Annotated in this window: 17 protein-coding genes; 11 read left to right on the forward strand and 6 right to left on the reverse strand. The window is 66.6% G+C overall.

Features of this window, described 5'->3' with window-relative positions; genetic code table 11:
• Positions 1 to 43 precede the first annotated feature (43 nt).
• From BUA29_RS08055 to grxC, 3 genes are all read right to left on the reverse strand, one after another.
• A complete protein-coding gene (locus tag BUA29_RS08055; protein WP_072756083.1) occupies positions 44 to 1,048 on the reverse strand; it encodes an isocitrate dehydrogenase in 1,005 nt (334 codons plus the stop codon).
• 240 nt (positions 1,049 to 1,288) lie between these two features.
• Positions 1,289 to 1,675, reverse strand: a complete 387-nt coding sequence (locus tag BUA29_RS08060; protein WP_072756084.1) for a carboxymuconolactone decarboxylase family protein — start codon at positions 1,673 to 1,675, stop codon at positions 1,289 to 1,291.
• Positions 1,672 to 2,007 (reverse strand): glutaredoxin 3, encoded by a 336-nt coding sequence (gene grxC / locus BUA29_RS08065; protein ID WP_084602414.1) that lies wholly within the window; start codon positions 2,005 to 2,007, stop codon positions 1,672 to 1,674. Before grxC ends, BUA29_RS08060 begins: the two co-directional genes overlap by 4 nt.
• Positions 2,008 to 2,065: 58 nt before the next feature.
• Between grxC and BUA29_RS08070 the strand changes: the two genes are divergently transcribed.
• From BUA29_RS08070 to ppx, 5 genes are all read left to right on the forward strand, one after another.
• A complete protein-coding gene (locus BUA29_RS08070; RefSeq protein ID WP_072756085.1) occupies positions 2,066 to 3,661 on the forward strand; it encodes a beta-barrel assembly-enhancing protease in 1,596 nt (531 codons plus the stop codon).
• A gap of 72 nt (positions 3,662 to 3,733) precedes the next feature.
• Positions 3,734 to 4,435 (forward strand): phosphate regulon transcriptional regulator PhoB, encoded by a 702-nt coding sequence (phoB, locus tag BUA29_RS08075; protein WP_072756086.1) that lies wholly within the window; start codon positions 3,734 to 3,736, stop codon positions 4,433 to 4,435.
• 100 nt (positions 4,436 to 4,535) lie between these two features.
• A complete protein-coding gene (gene phoR, locus BUA29_RS08080) occupies positions 4,536 to 5,864 on the forward strand; it encodes a phosphate regulon sensor histidine kinase PhoR (RefSeq protein WP_072756087.1) in 1,329 nt (442 codons plus the stop codon).
• Positions 5,861 to 7,933, forward strand: a complete 2,073-nt coding sequence (gene ppk1 / locus BUA29_RS08085) for a polyphosphate kinase 1 (RefSeq protein ID WP_072756088.1) — start codon at positions 5,861 to 5,863, stop codon at positions 7,931 to 7,933. The genes phoR and ppk1 overlap by 4 nt, the downstream gene beginning before the upstream one ends.
• Before the next feature lie 95 nt (positions 7,934 to 8,028).
• Positions 8,029 to 9,552: an exopolyphosphatase gene (gene ppx, locus BUA29_RS08090; protein ID WP_072756089.1), complete on the forward strand. Its 1,524-nt coding sequence runs from the start codon at positions 8,029 to 8,031 to the stop codon at positions 9,550 to 9,552.
• 28 nt (positions 9,553 to 9,580) lie between these two features.
• Here the strand turns inward: ppx and BUA29_RS08095 are convergent, their stop codons facing one another.
• The 3 genes from BUA29_RS08095 to BUA29_RS08105 all read right to left on the reverse strand — a co-directional run bounded on the left by BUA29_RS08095 (position 9,581) and on the right by BUA29_RS08105 (position 12,742).
• A complete protein-coding gene (locus BUA29_RS08095) occupies positions 9,581 to 11,164 on the reverse strand; it encodes a M20/M25/M40 family metallo-hydrolase (protein WP_072756090.1) in 1,584 nt (527 codons plus the stop codon).
• 73 nt (positions 11,165 to 11,237) lie between these two features.
• On the reverse strand, positions 11,238 to 12,128 hold the full coding sequence (locus BUA29_RS08100; protein ID WP_072756091.1) for a carbon-nitrogen hydrolase family protein: 891 nt from the start codon (positions 12,126 to 12,128) through the stop codon (positions 11,238 to 11,240).
• A complete protein-coding gene (locus BUA29_RS08105; protein ID WP_072756092.1) occupies positions 12,125 to 12,742 on the reverse strand; it encodes a GNAT family N-acetyltransferase in 618 nt (205 codons plus the stop codon). The genes BUA29_RS08100 and BUA29_RS08105 overlap by 4 nt, the downstream gene beginning before the upstream one ends.
• A gap of 117 nt (positions 12,743 to 12,859) precedes the next feature.
• On the opposite strand from BUA29_RS08105, the gene BUA29_RS08110 reads away from it, so the two are divergent.
• The 6 genes from BUA29_RS08110 (at position 12,860) to BUA29_RS12010 (ending at position 20,198) form a co-directional block, all read left to right on the forward strand.
• Complete coding sequence (locus BUA29_RS08110; RefSeq protein WP_072756093.1) at positions 12,860 to 13,717, forward strand: 23S rRNA (adenine(2030)-N(6))-methyltransferase RlmJ; 858 nt, start codon at positions 12,860 to 12,862, stop codon at positions 13,715 to 13,717.
• 91 nt (positions 13,718 to 13,808) lie between these two features.
• Positions 13,809 to 14,732: a DUF808 domain-containing protein gene (locus tag BUA29_RS08115; RefSeq protein ID WP_072756094.1), complete on the forward strand. Its 924-nt coding sequence runs from the start codon at positions 13,809 to 13,811 to the stop codon at positions 14,730 to 14,732.
• 59 nt (positions 14,733 to 14,791) lie between these two features.
• Positions 14,792 to 15,373: a GNAT family N-acetyltransferase gene (locus BUA29_RS08120; protein WP_072756095.1), complete on the forward strand. Its 582-nt coding sequence runs from the start codon at positions 14,792 to 14,794 to the stop codon at positions 15,371 to 15,373.
• A gap of 93 nt (positions 15,374 to 15,466) precedes the next feature.
• Entirely contained in the window at positions 15,467 to 18,949 is a 3,483-nt protein-coding gene (gene mfd, locus BUA29_RS08125) for a transcription-repair coupling factor (protein ID WP_072756104.1), read from the forward strand.
• Positions 18,946 to 19,626, forward strand: coding sequence for a deoxyribonuclease V (gene nfi / locus BUA29_RS08130; RefSeq protein WP_072756096.1), 681 nt, complete (start codon positions 18,946 to 18,948; stop codon positions 19,624 to 19,626). Before mfd ends, nfi begins: the two co-directional genes overlap by 4 nt.
• A 134-nt stretch (positions 19,627 to 19,760) precedes the next feature.
• On the forward strand, positions 19,761 to 20,198 hold the full coding sequence (locus tag BUA29_RS12010; RefSeq protein WP_072756097.1) for a hypothetical protein: 438 nt from the start codon (positions 19,761 to 19,763) through the stop codon (positions 20,196 to 20,198).
• Positions 20,199 to 20,935: the final 737 nt, after the last annotated feature.

Consider the following 20,935-nt stretch of genomic DNA (forward strand, 5'->3'; position numbering starts at 1 on the left):
ACCCGAATGGGTGCCCTTTTGTTTTGTCATGCAACTTTAGCTATCACAGGCGGCTGGCGATCGCCTTGGCAAAAGTCTGGGTGGTTCCGGTTCCACCAAGGTCGGGGGTCAGCGAATCCTTGGCCTCCAGCGTGGCGACGATGGCGCCGCGCAGCCGCTCGGCTTGATCGGTTCGGCCCAGATGATCGAGCATCTGCCCAGCACCCAGCAGCAGCGCGCAGGGGTTGGCGATGCCCTTGCCAGCGATATCCGGTGCCGAGCCGTGGACGGCCTCGAAGATCGCCGCATCGGTGCCGATATTGGCGCCCGGCGCCAGCCCCAGCCCGCCGACCAGGCCGGCACATAGGTCGGAAATGATGTCGCCGAACAGGTTGGTGGTGACGATCACGTCGAACTGTTCCGGCCGCATCACCAGCTGCATGCAGGCGTTGTCCACGATCATCTCGTTGCACTCGATGTCCGGATACTGCGCTGCCACTTCGCGTGCGGTCTTGAGGAACAACCCCGAGGTGGACTTCAGGATGTTGGCTTTGTGCACCACGGTGACCTTCTTGCGGCCGGTTTTGCGAGCCAGATCGAAGGCATAACGGACGATGCGCTCGGAGCCCTTGCGGGTCACCTTCTGGGTCAGCACCGCGGTCTCGCCGTCCTCGGACACGCTCTGGCCCTCGCCGATGTAGGCACCCTCGGTGTTCTCGCGCACCGTGATCAAATCGACATGCCCGGGGAAACGGGCCTTGGTGTTGGGGAAGCTACGGGCCGGACGGACGTTGGCATACAGGTCGAACCGCTTGCGCAGCTCGACGTTGATCGAGGAAAAGCCACCACCGACCGGCGTAGTCAGCGGCGATTTCAGCGCGATCCGGTTCTTGCGGATCGACTCCAGAGTGGCTTCCGGCAACAGCTCGCCGTGCTTTTCCAACGCCACCATGCCGGCATCTGCAAACTCGTAGGAAAGACCCAGCTGCATGGCATCCAGCACATACAGGGTGGCATCCATGATTTCCGGGCCGATGCCATCGCCGCGGATCACCGTGATCGTCGTCATGTTTCAGATTCCAGACAGGCCGCCGCCACGTCTGTGCGTACATGGCGGCAGGTGGGGTGAAAGAAGGTGTAATTATGACAGATGGCGGCAGGCCGCACCGGCTTGCCCCCCGCCTCGACCCGACGATTCGGGGCATGCGTTGACCGGCTGGCGTCACACGCGCGCAACGCCACTGGCGCCGGGCTGGCCCTGCCACCGCAGCGTCGTATGGACGGACAGCGGCCGTGTTCAGGCCTTGCTTCAGGTGTGCGAATGGGCGTCCGGAGCGACGGCCTGGCCCTGCTCCAGCTGATCCAGAAAATCCACGGCCCGACGCAGATGTGGGATCACGATCGAGCCGCCCACCACAAGCCCCACCGAGAACGCCTCGAACATCTCCTCGCGTTTGACCCCGGCATCCAGACACTGGGCCACGTGGTAGCTGATGCAGTCGTCGCAGCGCAGCACCAGCGAGGCCACCAGACCCAGCAGCTCCTTGGTCTTCACGTCCAGCGCTCCAGCCTGGTAGGTCTGGGTATCCAGCGCGAAAAAGCGGCGGATGACCTGGTTGGGCTCATCCAGGATGCGCTTGTTCATGCGCTGGCGGAACTCGGTGAACTGCTTGACCCGATCGTCACTGCTGCTCATGCCACTTCTCCCTTCAGCAATGCGTCCAGTTTGCCAGCGCGATGCAGCGCCATCATGTCGTCGTAGCCACCGACGTGCACTTCGCCAATGAAAATCTGCGGCACGCTGGTGCGACCGGTACGCGCGATCATCCGTTCGCGTTCGGAAGGATCGGTATCGACGCGGATTTCCGTCCACGTGCAGCCTTTGCTCTGCAGGAAGTTCTTGGCCATCACGCAATACGGGCAGACGGCGGTGCTGTAGACGGTGATGGGGGGATGGGGGGTGTCGTTCACGCGAATCTCCTGAACCGGAAAGCGGGAATTCTGGTCGAATATGACCTGGCTGGCCATTGTCGGCCACTCAAGCCGCGTTCACGTCCACATCCCGGCAACACTGCATCCTGTCGCCATGAATCTTCGACTGCCGCTCTGCGCACTGCTGCTCACCCTGGCCACCGGCGCAGGCCATGCCCAGGACCGGCGCCTGCCGGATATTGGCTCCTCGGCCGGCAATGTGCTCTCCCCGGCCAAGCAGGCCGAATACGGGGCGATGGTGCTGGCCCAGCTGCGGCATGAAGGCTACGTGCTGGACGATCCGCTGCTGGACGGCTGGCTGAATGAGGTCGGCCAGCGCCTGGTGGCGGCCAGCGACCGGCCGCAGCAGCCGTTCACGTTTTTCCTGCTGCGCGACCGGCAGATCAACGCTTTCGCCACGCTGGGCGGCTATGTGGGTGTCAACTCCGGCCTGGTGCTGGCCGCCGCGCGCGAAGACGAGCTGGCCGGCGTGCTGGCACACGAGATTTCCCACGTCACCCAGCAACACGTGCTACGCGGAGCGGAGAAAGCACAGCGCGAGAGTCTGCCGATCCTGCTGGCGACCCTGGGGGCAATCGTGGCGGCACAGAAAGCTGGCGGCACCTCCAGCGGTGATGCGGCCTCGGCGGCACTGATGACCGGCTTCGGGCTGCTGCAACAGCGACAGATCGACTACACCCGCGACAACGAGGCGGAAGCCGACCGCATCGGCATCCGTCTGCTGGCCAACGCTGGCTATGACCCTGAGGCAATGGCCGATTTCTTCCAGACCCTGCAAGGTGTGGTGCGGATGAACCAGGGCGACGAGCGCAGCGCCCTGCCAGCCTATCTGCAAACCCACCCGCTCACCCTGGCGCGTATCAGCGAGGCGCGCGAACGCGCCGACAAGCTGGTGTCCGGGCGGCTGGTGCTGCCGGTGACCGCCGGCAACAGCAACCCCTTGCTGCCGGCCAATCTGCAACCGGCCAGCGCCAGCCGGCTGACGCAGGGCCCGACCGGAGAGTTCATCTGGGCCAGGGAACGTCTGCGTGTGCTCAGCGCCACCACCCCTGCCCAGGCGTTGGCCGAATACCGACAGATGGCGTCCAAGCAACCCCTGAATGCGGCACAACGCTATGGGCTGGCGCTGGCCCAGCTGCAGTCCGGACAGAACGAGGACGCACTGCGTGAACTGCAACCCTTGGCCCGGCAGCATCCAGAGAATCTCTGGCTACAGATCGCGCTGGGCCAGGCCGAAGCGCGCAGCGGTCTGCTTGCCGAGGCCGACCGTCGCTTCGACGCCCTGCTGGCACGCATGCCCGGTCAGCGCGCCCTGGCCCTGAGTTATGCGCGCCTGCTGGGCGAGCGCAATACCCGTGAGGCCGGGCAGCGTGCGGTCGAGGTGCTGCGCCCGCTGCTGAGCCAGTCCGCCACCGATCTGGCCTTCCAGCAGGCCTATGCCCGCGCCAACGAGATCGCCGGCGACCCGGTCCGTGCCGGTGAAGCCTGGGCCGAGGCCGCCTACCTGTCCGGTCGTCCCGAGCAGGCGCTGGTCCAGCTCAACAACCTCAAGAAGCGCACCGATCTCGACTATTACGCCCGGGCACGGATCGACGCCCGTATCGCCGCCATCACCCCGGTGGTGCTGGAACTGCGCCGGCAGGGGGTGCGCGATGACACGGTGAACCGGCTGGGGCTGTCGGATTGGTGACAACGTCACGAAACTGTCACCGCACCGTCGTCTAATCGTGGACACTCCTGCCGTGCCAGACGCCTGCAAGCCATGCAAAAGCACATCCTGATCGTCGAAGACGAGCCCGCGATCCGCGACATGCTGGCCTTTGCCCTGCGCAAGGGCGAATACATCCCACAGCTGGCCGCAGATGCCCGCGAAGCCCAGGAACGCATCGCCGAACGCGTGCCCGACCTGATCCTGCTCGACTGGATGCTGCCCGGCACCAGCGGCCTGGAACTGGCGCGGCGCTGGCGTCGGGACGCCCTGACCCGCGACATTCCGATCATCATGCTGACCGCCCGCGGCGAGGAAAACGACCGCGTCAATGGGCTGGAAGCGGGCGTGGACGACTACGTGGTCAAACCATTCTCGGCACGCGAGCTGCTGGCCCGCATCCGGGCCGTACTGCGGCGCTCACGCGAGGACGACGAAGATGGCAGCGTGCAGGTCGGGGCGCTGCGGATCGATGGTGCGGCGCACCGGGTTTTCGCCGAACACGATGGCACCCCGCATCCGGTGCAGATGGGCCCCACCGAGTACCGCCTGCTGCATTTCTTCATGACCCATCCGGAACGGGTGTATTCGCGTGCCCAGCTGCTGGATCATGTCTGGGGCGGCAGTGTGTACGTGGAGGAACGCACGGTCGATGTCCACATCCGCCGCCTGCGCAAGACCCTGGAACCGTTCGGCCTGGATGCGATGGTGCAGACCGTGCGCGGCGCTGGTTATCGCTTCTCCAACGCACACTGACCCGCACCTGGACGCTGTCCGGCCCCTGCCGCCGCAGGACCGGCCATGGATGACCGATGGCGCAGGTGTTTTGCGCCCGTAACACGGGATACTTGCCACCATGCTGCCGATCGACCGCCACGCCTGGCTACGTACCCTGCTCCACCTAGGGCTGGTCCTGGGTGGCGGCCTGCTGGTCGGGCTGGCGCTGGACCAGGTGTGGCCGGCGCTGACGTTGACCGCGCTGAGCCTCCTCGCCTGGCACTACTGGCGCCTGCACCGGCTGCTGCAGCGGCTGGCCACGCGGCAGCGGCTTAAACCCCAGGGCACGGGCGTGTGGAGCCGGCTGGACGCGCTGCTGTACCGCGGCCAACTGGAGATGCGCGCACGCAAACGCCGCCTGCTGGCGATGTTGCGCGCCTACCGCGCCGTCGCCACCGCCCTGCCGGATGCCGTGGTTCTGGTGGATCGCAACAGCCAGCGCATCCTCTGGTTCAATGAAGCCGCCACGCCTTTGCTGGGGCTGCGCTACCCACGCGACCATGGCCGACCCGTCACTGATGCCCTACAGCCGCTGCCGATGGCGAGCTGGCTGGCCGCCGGCCGCCACGCCGAACCACTGGAAGACGTGGCCTCGCCGGTCGACCCGAGCCTACGCCTGAGCCTGCGCCTGCTGCCGTATTCGGATGAACTCTGGCTGCTCCTGGCCCGCGATGTCAGCAAGCTGCTGCGGCTGGAACACATGCGCCGCGATTTCGTGGCCAATGTCTCGCACGAACTGCGCACACCGCTGACGGTGATCCACGGCTATCTGGAACTGCTGGACGGCGACGACCACCCGGAATGGGGGCCGCTGCTTTCGGAGATGCGCCGGCAATCGCAACGCATGAGCCGGCTGGTCGAAGACCTGCTCACCCTCTCCCGACTGGAAGCGCGCGACCAGCTGCCCGAGGAAGAGGTGGCCATGGCGTCGCTGCTGGCCACCCTGCGCCGGGAAGCGGACGCCTTAAGCAATGGCCGCCACCGGATCCGGGTCGAGGACGAGGCACAGGTGGATCTGCGCGGTGCCAGCAAGGAGCTGCACAGCGCGTTTGGCAATCTGGTCAGCAATGCGGTGCGGTACACCCCCGATGGCGGCGAGATCGTGATCCGCTTCAGCCGCCTGCCCGATGGCGGCGCGGTACTGGCGGTGCACGACACCGGCTATGGCATCCCGGCCGCGCATCTGCCGCGCCTGACGGAGCGTTTCTACCGCGTGTCCACCAGCCGCTCGCGCGAAACCGGCGGCACCGGGCTGGGGCTGGCGATCGTCAAGCATGTCCTGGGTCTGCACGGCGCCCGGCTGCAGATCTCCAGCGAAGTCGGCGTCGGGAGTATCTTCAGTTGCGTCTTCACTGCTGACCGGGTCCTGCCCCGGCAGGCCCATTCGACCGAAGCGGCTGCCCCATGAACATCGACACCCACGATGCCCGTCTGCGCGACCCCGCGCTGTATGCCAACCGCGAGCTGTCCCAGCTCGATTTCAACTTCCGGGTGCTGGCCCAGGCCCAGGATCCGACAGTGCCGCTGCTGGAACGGCTGCGCTATCTGTGCATTTCCTGCACCAACCTCGACGAGTTTTTCGAGATCCGCGGCGGCGCGATCCACCATGCGGTGGAACTTGGGTTGCCGCCCGGCGTGGACGGGCTGGATCCGGCAATCCTGCTCAAGCGCATCCACGAACGCGCAGCCGAGCTGGTGCGCGCGCAGTACCGCTGTTTCGACGAGGAGCTGCGGCCGGCACTGGCCGACGAAGGCATCCGCCTGCTGCAACGTAAGGAATGGAGCCCGCGCCAGCGTGAGTGGCTGCGCCGTCATTTCCGCGAGGAGATCATGCCGGTGCTGTCGCCCCTGGCGCTGGATCCGGCGCACCCGTTCCCCAAAATCCTCAACAAATCCCTGAATGTGGTGGTGCGGCTGGAAGGCCGCGATGCGTTCGGGCGGGAAGGCCATCTGGCCATCGTGCGGGCACCGCGCTCACTGCCGCGCATCATCCAGCTCCCCAGTGAGGCGGGTGAAGCCAGCCACGATTTCGTGTTTCTCAGCACGGTGCTGTCGGCATTCGTGGACGAGCTGTTCCCGGGCATGAAGGTCAAGGGGGCCTACCAGTTCCGGGTCACCCGCAACTCCGAGCTGATCCTCGACGAAGACGACGTGGACAACCTGGCGCTGGCCCTGCGCGACGAGCTGCTCGGACGCGGCTATCTGCGTGCAGTCCGGCTGGAAATCGACGAGCGCTGTCCGCAGGACATCGTGGACGTGCTGCTGGCCAACTTCGAGCTGTCGGACAACGCGGTGTACAAGATCAACGGCCCGGTCAACCTCAACCGGGCCATCCAGGTCTATGACATGGTCAAGCGGCCGGATCTGAAGTTCCGCCCGTTCACCCCGCGGATACCGCGCGACATGGAGGCGATGTTTGACCTGATCCGCCAGGGCGACCTGCTGCTGCATCATCCCTACGATGCCTTCACACCGGTGCTTGAGCTGATCCGTCAGGCCGCCGAGGATCCGGACGTGCTGGCGATCAAGCAGACGCTGTATCGCACCGGCAAGGATTCACCCATCGTCGAGCACTTGATCCAGGCGGCACGCAACGGCAAGGACGTGACCGTGGTGGTGGAGCTGCGTGCGCGCTTCGACGAAGAAGCCAACCTGCGTCTGGCCGACCGCCTGCAGGATGCCGGTGTGCAGGTGGTGTACGGGGTGGTGGGCTACAAAACCCACGCCAAGATGCTGCTGATCGTGCGCCGCGAGGGCCATGTGCTGCGCCGCTACGCACACCTTGGCACCGGCAACTACCACAGTGGCACAGCACGCGCCTACACCGATTTCAGCCTGATGACCGCCGACCCGGCGATCACCCAGGACGTGCATCTGATTTTCCAGCAACTGTCCGGTATGGCGGCCCCGCTCAAACTGCAACGCCTGCTGCAGTCGCCATTCACCCTGCACCAGGGGGTGCTGGATCGGATCGCCCGCGAAACGGCACTCGCACGCGCAGGCAAACAGGGCCGGATCGTGGCCAAGATGAACGCCCTCAACGAACCGACCGTGGTGCGGGCGCTGTACCAGGCCTCGCAAGCCGGCGTCGAGATCGACCTGATCGTGCGGGGCGCCTGCACGCTCCGCCCGGGCATCCCCGGTGTGTCGGAACGCATCCGTGTGCGCTCGGTGGTCGGCCGCTTTCTGGAACACCACCGGGTCTGGTGGTTTGGCAATGACGGTCAGCCAGAACTGTTCTGCGCCTCGGCAGACTGGCTGGAACGCAACCTGCTGCGCCGGGTCGAAGTGGCCTTCCCGATCCTCGACCCGCTGGTGGCACACCGTGTCTACCGTGAAGGCCTGCTCAACTACCTGGCCGACAACCAGAACGCCTGGCAGTTGCTGCCGGATGGTCATTACCAGCGCTGCACGCCTGACGAGGGTGAAGCGGCGTTCTCGGCCCAGCTGGCGCTACTGGAAGAGCTCTATACATAAAGCGCGCATACCGGCCCGCCGCGTCGCATCGAATGCGGCCCGGCGCGATCGGTGATAATGCCGCGCATGTCTCCCTGCCTGCGTGTGCATCCGGCATGAGTGCCACCACCCCACCCGATGCCGTGCGCGACGGCGACCTGATCGCAGCAATCGACCTGGGCTCAAACAGTTTCCACATCGTCGTGGCCCAGCGCGTCCTGGGCCAGCTGCGGGTGGTGGACCGGCTACGCGAGACCGTGCGCATGGCCGAGGGGCTCAACGCATTGGGCGGGCTGGATCCGGCCGTGCGCGACCGGGCCCTGGCCTGCTTGGACCGGTTTGGCCAACGGGTCGCCCACATCCCACGCCGACAGGTACGCGCAGTGGCGACCAATACCGTGCGCCAGCTCCGCAATCCGGACGTCTTCCTGCGCCCGGCCGAAGCCGCGCTAGGACACCCTATCGACGTGATCTCCGGACGCGAGGAAGCACGCCTGATCTATCTCGGCGTGGCCCACGAGCAGCCCCCGGAGCCCAGCCAGAAACGGCTGGTGATCGACATCGGCGGCGGTTCCACCGAATGCATCATCGGCCGCGGCTTCCAGCCGCTGGAACGGGAAAGCCTGCAACTGGGCTGCATCGCCAGCACACGCCGGTTTTTCCCCAACGGCAAACTCGGCCGCAAACGCTGGCAGGCCGCACTGACCGAAGTGGAACTGCAGTTCCAGCAGTTTGCGGCCACCTACCGCAACCTGGGCTGGGACGAGGCGATCGGCACCTCCGGTACCCACAAGGCGCTGGCCAATATCTGTGCGGCCATGAAAGCAGGCACCGGCGGGATCAGCCGCGAGGCCCTGCACAAGGTGCGGGATCGCCTGCTCATGGCCGGTCGGATCGAAGACATCGACCTGCCCGGCCTGTCCGATGATCGCCGCCCAGTGATCGCCGGTGGCGTGCTGGTGCTGGAAGCCGCATTCGCCGTGCTCGGTCTGGAGTATCTGCAGGTGAGCAAGGCCGCGCTGCGCGAAGGCGTGCTGTATGACCTGCTCGGCCGTGACGGTGCCGATGATCCGCGTGAAGCCTCGGTGGCCGCACTGATGCAACGCTACGGCGTGGATGTGGCGCAGGCGCAACGGGTGGAACGGACCGCGCTGATGCTGTTCGACCAGGTCGCCGCCGACTGGGGGCTGGGCCGCGAGGACCGCGCCATGCTCTCCCGGGCCGCGCGCCTGCACGAACTGGGCCTGGCGATCGCGCACAGCGGCTACCACATCCATGGCGCCTACGTGCTACAGCACTCCGATATCGCCGGGTTCTCGCAGCAGGGGCAGCGCTTTTTGGCCACGTTGGTGCGCTGCCATCGCCGCAGCGTGCCGAAATCGGCGTTCGAGCAGCTTCCCGAACGGCTGCAGCCATCCGCCCGCCGCTGTGCGGCGCTGCTGCGGCTGGCGGTCGTGTTGCACCGCGCACGCCGCGACGAAACGCTGACCGGGATCCGGCTGTCGGCCAGCGGCAACACGCTGCGGCTGCACTTGGAGCGTCGCTGGCTGCAGGCCAGACCGCTGCTGCGCGCCGACCTGGAGGGCGAGCTCGAAGACATGCTGGATCTGGGCGTGGCGCTGGTGCTGGATCTGGCCTGACCGGTCAGCCGCCTGCCCCGTGCTGTGCTCAGCGGGCGTCTGGCATCGGCTTGCGCGGAATCGGCTGCGGCCGCATCGCGGCATGGTAGGCAAAGGCGGCCACGATCGCCGCAGCCTGCTTGAGATCATCCGCCACCGCATGATCCTGCACGTCCAGCTCGGTATGATGGACGTGGCTGAAGTAATCCAGTTGATCCTGCACGAACTGGAACCCCGGGATGCCCACCGCATCGAAGCTGATATGGTCGGTGCTGCCGGTGTTGCGCTGGGTGACGATGGTGGCCCCAACGTCGTGCCAGGGCTTGAGCCACTCGGCAAAGATCGGCGCGGCGGCGAGGTTCTCCTGGGCATAGATGCCGCGGATCCGGCCGCTGCCGTTGTCGAGATTGAAATACGCCGAAATCTTGTCATACCCAGGCAGCTTGATCAGCTTGCCGCGCTGCTGACGCATGAATGGAGGCAGCGCCCGTTGCTGCGGGTCGTCGGGCTCCTCGAAGCGGGCAAAGTGCCGGGCGACATACGCCTTCGAGCCCAGCAGGCCCTGCTCCTCACCGGTCCACAACGCCACCCGGATGGTGCGGTCGGGGCGGGCGCCGACCGCTTTGAGGATCCGCATGGCCTCCATCATCACCGCCACACCTGCGCCATTGTCATTGGCGCCCGCACCGGCATGCCAGGAATCCAGATGCGCGCCCAGCATCACCACCTCATTGCGATGCGGGCCGCTGCCGGGCAGCTCGGCAATGGTGTTGTAGCCGGGCTGGTTGCTGTCGTCCAGAAAGCGCGAATCCACATCCAGCCGCAGCCGCACGGGTTCCTTGCGCTGCAGGGCACGGACGACGGTGTTGTAGTGCTCGGCCGCCATCACCAAGGCCGGCACGCCGACCGCTTCGCCGGCCTTGCGCGAACCGCCGCCCATCACCCGCACGATGCCGTCATCCCTGCTACTGATCGACACCGTCGCCAGCACACCCTCGTCGCTTAGGAACTGGTTGATCCGTGGCGCCATCACCAGAAGAGGCTTGCGTGCGCGCGGCATCGGGAAAGTCAACAGCTCTTCCAGCTCCGCTGCGCTGTAGCGCTGGAAATCGGGCTTGTCACCAGGCTTGTACGGACGGGCCTCGTCGAGAAACACGATTTTGCCGCGCAGCTTGCCTCGCCACTGCGCCAGATCGGCGTCCGATTCCAGTTTGGCCTGCACCGCCTCGCCCTCGATCGCCCCCGGCGTGCCCGGGGTCCAGGCCTTGGGCAGCGCATGCAGCGGCATCGCACGCGGGCTGAGCATCTGCACATCCGCGTGAGTGAACTGCCAGCCGCGCCCGAGATCCTCCACCGCCTCGTCATGCACATTGGCCAGCCCCCACTCGCTGAACCGCTCACGGGCCCACTGGTTGGCCTTGGCCATCGCCGGAGAGTTGGTCAGGCGCGGGCCGATCACGTCAGTGAGGTGATCGAGCAGCGCCATCACCTGCGAGCGCTGGAACGCTTCCTGACGGATGCGCGCGGTCATGTCCAGATCGACCTGCTCCTGCACGGCCGGCTGCGCGACGGCATCGCCCATGCACCCAAGACCTGCCGCCAACAGTGCCGCCGCCAATAGCCAGTGTTTCATCGCCCATCCTCGCCACAGGGTTGACTGAATGACGAGTCTGCCAGCGGCAATGCAGCACCTCACGGGCCGTTGGTCATGGCCGGACCGGCGGCTGCAGGCAGGCCCGGCGCAGGGCGAAGCGATTCTGGCCGGGCCAGTCCAGATCGTTGGCCACCTGCGCCTGGGCACGGCCGACCTCTAATGCAGCAAAATCCAGTGTCGCCAGCGCCCAGCAGGCATCACCTTCGGTCTGCGCCAGGATGCCATCGGCAGGCAGCCCCACGTCCATTGGCGCCAGCAGCGCCGCCTGCCCGGTGTTGACATCCAGCGCCGGGCTCCACCGGGCCTCGCCTGCGGTCACCGCCTGCGCCACATAGATCCGGTTCTCCAGCGCCCGCGCCAGACACCCGACCCGTACCCGGGTGGCGCCGGCATCGGTATCGGTGCAACTGGGCACCAAAAGCAACTGCATCCCCGCCTCACGCTGGGCGCGCACCGGCAGCGGAAACTCGCAGTCGTAGCACACCGCAATGCCCACCCGAATGTCATCGAGCTGCATCACGTGCACGGCCTCACCCGGCTCGATCACACCACTGCGTTTCTCGAACCCGGTCAGCTGCAACTTGTCCTGCCAGCAGTGCCCACCGTCGGCGGTGAACAGGTCACTGCGATTGCGATAGCGCCCCGGCGTCACTTCGAGCAGGAAGCTGCCGGCCAGGATGTGCATCTGCAGCCGCCGGGCCAGCCCGGTGAACAGGGCAATCCAGTCGCCACGCAATGGCTGCAACTGCGCCAGCGAGGCCTTGAGGTCGGCGCGCACGTCCGGAGCGAAGCTGGCCGCCAGCTCCAGTGCCAGATACTCCGGCAGCACGGCCAGCCGCGCACCTTGAGCGCGCGCGTCCGTGAGGAGCGCCTCCAGCCGCGCAGCAAAGGCGTGCATGTCGGCCGGCATGGCGACCGGATAACGGCAAACCGCGACCTTCATGCCGCCTCCAACGGTCGCAGCCAGAACGTCAGCGCGTGCGCGATTTCACCGACCCCGACTTCATTCCAGTGCAGCTGCATGGTCATGCCCGGCTGCCGCACATAGCCGCGCTTGTGCCAGAACGCCTCGTTGCCACGATGACCGGCGGGTTTTCTGGGGTCATCCGGGGCACGATCGACCGCCGCGAAGGCCGTCCAGGCAAACCCGCCCAGCCGCCGCGCATGCGCTTCACGGGCATCGAAAAACGCGTGCCCAATACCACGGCCACGGTACTCGGGCAGCAGCACGGACTCGCCGCAGTAAAACACCTGCCCGACATCGAACCCATGCGCCAGAAGCGGCGCCTGGAAGGCCGCATCGTCCTCGGCCAGCGGCAGGCCGGTGCTGGCCCCCACCACGCGTGCGCCATCACAGGCCAGTACCACGATGCTGCGCGGCGATGCCGCATACACCCGCAAATACTCGCGCTCATAGGCGAGATCGCCGTCGTACAGATACGGCCAATCGCGAAACACGGCAATCCGCAACGCGGCGATGGCCTGAAGATGCGGCAGGATGGCCGCGCCGGACAGGGTGTGCAGGGTGATTCCAGGGATCACGGGAAGCGTGTGCATGGGCTGATTCTACGGAAGATCACACCACCCCCACCCGAGGCTGACGGAACTCTCGACGTGTTCGGGCTCCCGCACGGCGCAACGTCCGGGGCCGATATCAATGCGACAATCCCCGCAATGAACTACCGCCACGCTTTCCATGCCGGCAACCATGCAGATGTGCTCAAGCACGTGGTGTTGCTGGCGCTGTGCGACGCCCTGACCCGCAAGCCCTCGCCCTGCTTTGCGCTGGACACCCACGCCGGCCGCGGGCTGTACCGGCTGGATGGCGAGGCGGCCCAGACCACCGGCGAGGCCCGCGACGGCATCAGCCGGCTGCTGGCCGAATCACCACGTCAGCCGTTACTGCGCCGCTATCTGGCCGCGGTGCAGGCCTGCCGTGCGCGCCATGGCGATAGCGCCTATCCCGGCTCGCCCTGGTTGCTGGGATACGCATTGCGCGCACAGGACCGTATCGCCGTCTGCGAACTGCATCCGGAGGAAGCGCATGTGCTGCGCAGCCAGTTGGCCGGCGATCCGCGTCTGACCGTGCATGAACGCGACGGCTACCAGGCGCTCAAGGCACTGCTCCCTCCGCGTCATGGCGCCACCCGATTCGGCCGCGGCCTGGTTCTGATCGACCCGCCGTATGAAGCGCAGCTGGCGGAGTTCGACATCGCCTTGGCGGCTCTGCACGACGGCCTCATTCGCTGGCCCCAGGGGATGTTCGCCCTGTGGTATCCGATCAAGCAGGGCCGCACCCTGCAGCCGTTCCGCCGGGCCGCCGCCCGCCTGCCCGCCAAGTCGGCCCTGCTGCTGGAACTGCTGGTGCGACCGGATGATTCCCCGCTCCGCATGAATGGCAGCGGCATGCTGCTGCTCAACCCGCCCTGGCAGTTCGATAGCGCCATGGGCTCGGCGCTGGAGGCGCTGCGCGACGCACTTGGCGAAGCCGGCGCCAGTACCCGCGTGGACTGGCTGCGCGCCCCTCCATGACGCCCCACGCAGGCGCGTCCCCTGCCACGCGCTGCCCCTTGCTACACGACCCAACCGCCCTTGTCACCCACCAACCTGTCTGCTGATTTCGATGGCCTCTGGTTTTTTTGCCCTGCTCGACGATATCGCCACCCTGCTCGATGACGTGGCGGCAATGACGAAAGTGGCCGCCAAACAGACCGCCGGCGTGCTGGGCGACGATCTGGCGCTGAATGCCCAGCAGGTCTCCGGCACGCACGCCGACCGGGAACTGCCAGTGGTCTGGGCGGTAGCCAAAGGATCGCTGCGCAACAAGGCCATCCTGGTCCCGGCCGCCGTAGTGATCGCAACGCTGGAAGCCTGGTTGCGCGGCCGCGGCGTGGGGATCCCGCTGATCCTGCCGTTGCTGATGCTGGGCGGCCTCTATCTGTGCTTTGAAGGCATGGAGAAAGTGACCCATCACCTGATGCACCGGAGGGCTGATGCAGACCACCAGCACGCCCTGGAAGCGGCCGTCGCTGATCCAGACGTTGATCTGGTGGCATTTGAGCGCGACAAGATTGCCGGCGCCGTGCGTACCGACTTCATCCTGTCCGCCGAGATCATCGTGATCGCACTGGGCACGGTGGCCGACAAACCGCTATCGGTGCAGCTGGGAGTGCTGGTGGCGGTTGCCGTGGCCATGACGATTGGCGTGTACGGGCTGGTGGCCGGCATCGTCAAACTCGACGACCTGGGCCTGTCTCTGGCCCGCCATGGTGGACTGCGTGCACGGCTGGGCCGGGCCTTGCTCAAGCTGGCGCCAACGTTGATGCGGCTGCTCTCGGTGGCGGGCACCGCGGCGATGTTTCTGGTCGGCGGCGGCATCCTCAGGCACGGCCTGCCGGCGCTGCACGGACTAAGCGAGGCCGTACAGGCGGTGCCGCCAGGCTGGCTGTGGTCGGCCCTGCTCGATGCCGGGGTCGGCATGCTGGCCGGGGCGATCGTGCTGGCCCTGCTTGCCCTGGCCACGCGCCTGCGCCGGCGTGCGGCCTGACCCGTTTCGTAGATACTCGGCGTTCATTTTTTTAACCCTCAGCACGCGATCATGCCGCCATGGCCCGTCGTAACCGCATGCCTCCCTGGCACGAACACATCCGTCTGCGCAATGGACGCGAGCTGCTGATCCGCCCGATCCGTCCCGAGGACGCTGGCCCGATGCGGGCCGCCTTCAGCCTGCTGGAACCGGAAGAAGTCCGGCAACGCTTTCTGCATCCGCTGAAAGAACTCGACGCCACCCTGCTGTACCAGTTGACCCACCCGGATCCGCGCCGCGAGTTCGCGCTCGTCGCCGCCGAACCGCTGCCGCCAGGCGAAGCGCTGGTGGGGGCCGTGGCCCGCATCTGCATCGACGCCAATGGCAAGGATGCGGAGTTCGCCATCCTGGTCAGCCATTACATCAACGGCATGGGGCTGGGCCGCCACCTGATGCGCCGGCTGGTGCGCTGGGCCAAAGGCCGCAAAGTGCAGCGCATTTACGGCCATGTGCTGGAGAGCAACCTGCCGATGCAGACACTGGCCGCATCGCTGGGCTTCCACCGCGAGCCGACCCTGGAACCCGGCCTGGTACGGATGGTGCTGGAGCTGCCGCCAGCGGCCACCCAAACCGCGACGAATGGCGATACGCCACGCGACTGACCGCACGCCCGCCGCGGGGCACCCCACCGGTACAATCGCGCCACGTTCCTTGCCCTGATGCGCCGGCCCATGTGACCGGCGCTGGTGTTTTTCATGGTCGATGTCCTTTCCCGCTTCACCGTTCCCCTGCCCCGTGCCAGCCAGCGCCGCGCCTGGTGGCGTGCACCTGCCTCTGCGACCGCACAGGCCCTGGCAGCCCTGGCGGCCGCCCGCCAGCACCCCGGCCCGGTCCTGGTGGTGGCGCGCGACAACCATGCCGCCCACCAGCTGGAAGCCGACCTGCACACCCTGACCGGTGACGATCCGGCGCTGCCGGTGCTGGGCTTTCCAGACTGGGAGACCCTGCCCTACGACCGCTTCAGCCCGCACCCGGACATCATCAACCAGCGTCTGGCCACACTGGCGCGGCTGCCGGAGTTGCGGCGCGGGCTGGTGGTGGTGTCCGCCGCCACACTGATGCAGCGGCTGGCACCGCGCAGCCATGTGCTGGGCGGACGGTTCGAACTGCGCCTGGGGCAGCGGCTGGATCTGGCCGCCGAGCAGCGCCGGCTGGAGCAGGCCGGCTACCGGCATGTGCCGCAAGTCCTGGATCCCGGCGACTTCGCCGTGCGTGGCGGTCTGCTGGACGTGTTCCCGATGGGCGCGCCGACGCCGTTCCGGATCGAGTTGCTGGATGACGAAATCGACTCAATCCGCATCTTCGACCCGGACACCCAGCGTTCGCAGGATCGCTGCGAGGAAATCGCCCTGCTGCCGGGCCGCGAGGTCCCCCTGACCGAACCGCACATCCAGCGGGCGCTGGAGGCACTGCGCGAACAGTTCGACATCGACCTGCGCCGCAGCGCGCTGGTGCAGGACCTCAAGGCTGGGCTGGCGCCAGCGGGCATCGAGTACTACCTGCCGCTGTTCTTTGCGCCCCAACGCGAGACCGGGCAACGCACCGACACCCTGTTCGACTATCTGGATCCGACCACCCTGCCGTTGCTGGGCGATGGCGCACTGGACGCCGCCGAGCAGGCTTGGGATCAGATCGGCCACCGCTACGAACAGCTGCGCCACGACCTCGAACGCCCGCTGCTGCCGCCCGAGATGGTGTGGCTGCCACCCGCCGCCTTGCGCGAACGCCTCAACCGCACTGCCTGCGTCGAAGTCTGCGGCCCGTCGCATCCGCGCCATGCCGAAGCCCACGCCCTGCCGCTGCAACCGGCGCCAGTGTTGCCGATGGTCGAAAAAGACCGCCCGGCAGGGCAAGCCCTGCGCGACTTTCTGGCGCACTATCCGGGCCGTGTGCTGGTGGCCGCGGATTCGCCCGGCCGGCGCGAAGCCCTGCTGGAAGTGCTGCAGGCGGCGACACTCACACCGGCAGTGCTGGACGGCTGGTCCGCGTTCACCGACGGCGACGTCCGGTTCGCCATCACTGTTGCCCCCATCGAAGACGGCTTTGCCCTCGACGACCCGGCGCTGTGCGTCCTCACCGAACGCCAGCTGTTCCCGGAACGCGCCGCCCAACCGCGCCGCCGCAAGCGGGCCGGACGCGAACCGGAGGCGATCATCCGCGATCTCGGCGAGCTGACGGTGGGCGCGCCGATCGTCCATGAAGACCACGGCGTTGGCCGCTACCGCGGGCTGGTGACCATGGACGTGGGCGGCATGCCCGGCGAGTTTCTGGAAATCGAATACGCCAAGGGCGACCGCCTGTACGTGCCGGTGGCGCAGCTGGACCGCATCAGCCGCTATTCCGGCGCCAGCCCGGACACCGCACCACTGCACAGCCTGGGTGGTGATCAGTGGGCCAAGGCCCGCAAGAAGGCCGCGGAAAAGGTGCGCGACGTGGCCGCCGAACTGCTGGAGATCCAGGCCAAGCGCCAGGCCCGACAGGGGCTGGCGATCCAGATCGACCGGGCGATGTACGAACCTTTTGCCGCCAGCTTCCCGTTCGAGGAAACCCCGGATCAGCTGGCCGCCATCGAAGCCGTGCTGCGCGACCTGCAATCCAGCCTGCCGATGGACCGCGTGGTCTGCGGCGACGTCGGCTTCGGCAAGACCGAGGTGGCCGTGCGCGCCGCGTTTGCCACCGCCAGCGCCGGCAAGCAGGTGGCCGTGTTGGTGCCCACCACGCTGCTGGCCGAGCAGCACTACCGCAACTTCCGCGACCGCTTCGCCGACTGGCCGCTGCGGGTGGAGGTGCTGTCGCGCTTCAAGTCGAAGAAAGAAATCGCCACCGCCCTGGACAAGCTGGCGCAGGGCGGGATCGACGTGATCGTCGGCACCCATCGCCTGCTCCAGCCTGACGTGAAATTCAAAGATTTGGGGCTGGTGATCGTCGATGAGGAACAGCGCTTCGGCGTGCGCCAGAAAGAGGCGCTGAAGAAGCTGCGCGCCAACGTGCACCTGCTGACGCTCACCGCCACGCCGATCCCGCGCACGCTGAACATGGCGCTGAGCGGCCTGCGCGATCTGTCCATCATCGCCACCCCACCGGCCAACCGACTGGCGGTGCAGACCTTCGTGCATGCCTGGGACGAGGCGCTGCTGCGTGAGGCGTTCCAGCGTGAGCTGGCACGCGGCGGTCAGGTGTACTTCCTGCACAACGACGTGGCCAGCATCGTCCGCATGCAGGAAACCCTGCAAGCGCTGGTGCCGGATGCGCGCATCGGCATCGCCCACGGGCAGATGCCCGAGCGCGAGCTGGAGCGGGTGATGCTGGACTTCCACAAACAGCGCTTCAACGTGCTGTTGTGCAGCACCATCATCGAATCCGGCATCGACATCCCCAACGCCAACACCATCATCATCAATCGCGCCGATACCTTCGGCCTGGCCCAGCTGCACCAGCTGCGTGGCCGCGTCGGCCGCAGCCACCACCGTGCCTACGCCTACCTGCTGATCCCCGACCGCCGCAGCATCACCGAAGACGCTCGCAAACGGCTGGATGCCATCAGCGCCATGGACGAACTGGGCGCCGGCTTCACCCTGGCCACCCACGATCTGGAAATCCGAGGCGCCGGCGAGCTGCTGGGTGAGGAACAAAGCGGGCAGATGGCCGAGATCGGCTTCAGCCTCTACACCGAGCTGCTGGAACGCGCGGTGCGCAGCATCAAGCAGGGCAAGCTGCCCGACGTGGACGACGTGGACCGCCACGGCGCCGACGTGGACCTGCACATCCCGGCGCTGATTCCCGACGACTACCTGCCCGACCCGCACACCCGCCTGACCCTGTACAAGCGCATCAGTACCGCCCGCGATGCTGACGCCCTGCGCGAGCTGCAGGTGGAGATGATCGACCGCTTCGGCCTGCTGCCCGACCCGGCCCGCCACCTGTTCGCCATCGCCGAACTCAGGCTGCAGGCCACCCGTCTGGGCATCCGCAAACTGGATCTGGGCGCGACCGGCGGGCGCATCCAGTTCGTGGAGAAACCGCAGGTGGACCCGATGACGGTGATCCGGCTGATTCAGGGCCAACCCAAGCACTACCGCATGGATGGCCCGGACAAGCTGCGCATCACCCTGGACCTGCCCGATGCCGCCACCCGTCTGCAGGCGGCACGCGGACTGTTAACCGCCCTCTCGCCATGAGCACGGCTTTTCCGGACTGGACCGGCGACACCGCCCCACTGCGCGAGGCACAACTGCGCCTGGCCCACCAAGTCATCTTGCGCGACCAGTTCCCCAAACGGCTGCGCACCGTGGCCGGCTTCGATGTCGGCTTCGAGGACGACGGCCGCACCACCCGTGCCGCCGTGGTGCTGCTGGATGCCGACACGCTGGACGTGCTGGAAACCCGCCTAGCCCGGCTGCCCACCCGCATGCCCTACCTGCCCGGCCTGCTCAGCTTCCGCGAACTACCGGCCATGCTGGACGCCCTGGCGCACCTGCACGGCACGCCCGACCTGGCCTTCATCGACGGCCATGGCATCGCCCATCCGCGCCGGCTGGGGATTGCCGCCCATTTCGGCATCGTCACCGGCCTGCCCAGTATCGGCGTCGGCAAAAAACTCCTGATCGGGGAATCCCGCACCCCACTGCACCAGACCCGCGGCGCATTCACCCCACTGCGCGACGGACGCGAACAAATCGGCTGGCTATTGCGCAGCAAACCCGGCTGCCTGCCGCTGGTGGTCTCGCCCGGCCACAAAGTGGCGATGGCCTCGGTGCCGGAACTGGTCATGCGCTTTACCACCACCTACCGCCTGCCCGAACCCACCCGGCTGGCCGACCGACTGGCATCTGACAGCGCCGGCGAGGATCACTGAAAAAGTCTGCACAGCGCCATTCATGGCCAGCCGGGCTTTCTGACATATCCGGGAATTGCCACACCGCGCCCACACTGGCCGCCATCCCCGCCGGCAACGTGCTATACCAACGCAACCCCCTCTTGGAGGTTGCCATGCGCCTGCTGCCCGCCCTTGCCGCCCTTCTGCTGGCCGCCTGCGCCGCCAGCCCACAGGCGGCCGCCCCCCGCCCAGAGAACGCCGCCATGCCCACACCCCCCGCCCCCGGTGAAACACCGTCTGCGCCGCTGATACTCGTCCTGTCGCTGGGCGAACACGCCCGCCTGCCCGATGCCAGCCAGCTCGCCTATCTCGCCCTGATCAACGATTCCCGCTGTCCACCGGGCGTGCAATGCGTGTGGGAAGGCAATGCCGAAATCCACCTGCGCTGGACCCCCACCCACGGCCCGGGAAAAGAATTCAGCCTCAATACCAGCCCGATGGGCGGCAAACCCACCACCGCCCGCATGGGACAGTATGAAATCGAACTGCAATCACTCGACCGCGGCATCGCCCCGAAGGCCACGCTGCGCATTACGCAAACTGGCCAGTGACCAAGCCGAATGCCAAAGGTGGTGGACGCATACATCGCCTTGACAAGTGGCCGCCGGGCTCACACTATCCTGCCACGCTCCATTTTTGGGGTCGATTAGGTGTTAGGCTTGAAAGGAGAGGGAGATGAAAACAATATTGTTGCTGGCCACTTTGTTTGGAGGCGCAGCGCTGGCCTCGAATGCAAATGCAGCATGCCAGTGCGTATGTATGAACGGTGAGGTCCGGGCAGTTTGTTCGAGCACGCTAGATATTGAGCCAATCTGCCCACCGAGGGTTTGCCCAATAACACCGCCTTCTGTTGAACCAATTCAGAGACCACGAGTTCCACCGATCGGAACATCAAATTGTATTCAGCGCCAAATTTACAATGAGCACACTCGCCAGTATGAGTGGCGAGAAGTCTGTTACTAAGCCTAACAATCGCTTCGAGAGGGACGCGGCTAAACGCCTAGCCCCTCAAGCGAAGCGTTAGACGTCACAAGGTGAGAACCGTGGCTCGCTTCATGACTATTCTGCTCATTGCCGCTTTTTCTGGGCTCCATCGCGTCTGGTGTGGAACGGGCCGCCGGATGATGTCAGCCTTGGCGGATGCAAGAACAACTCTTCACCCAGGCTTTGGGGCTGACGCCGCCGTGGGCGGTAGACAGCGTGTCGTTTCGTCCGGATGAGGGGGCGATCCACTTCGAGGTGTCGTGCGATACGGCCCGGCTGGCCTGTCCGGTCTGCGGGGCGGCGG

The sequence above is a fragment of the Thermomonas hydrothermalis genome (genome assembly GCF_900129205.1).
GTDB lineage: Bacteria > Pseudomonadota > Gammaproteobacteria > Xanthomonadales > Xanthomonadaceae > Thermomonas > Thermomonas hydrothermalis.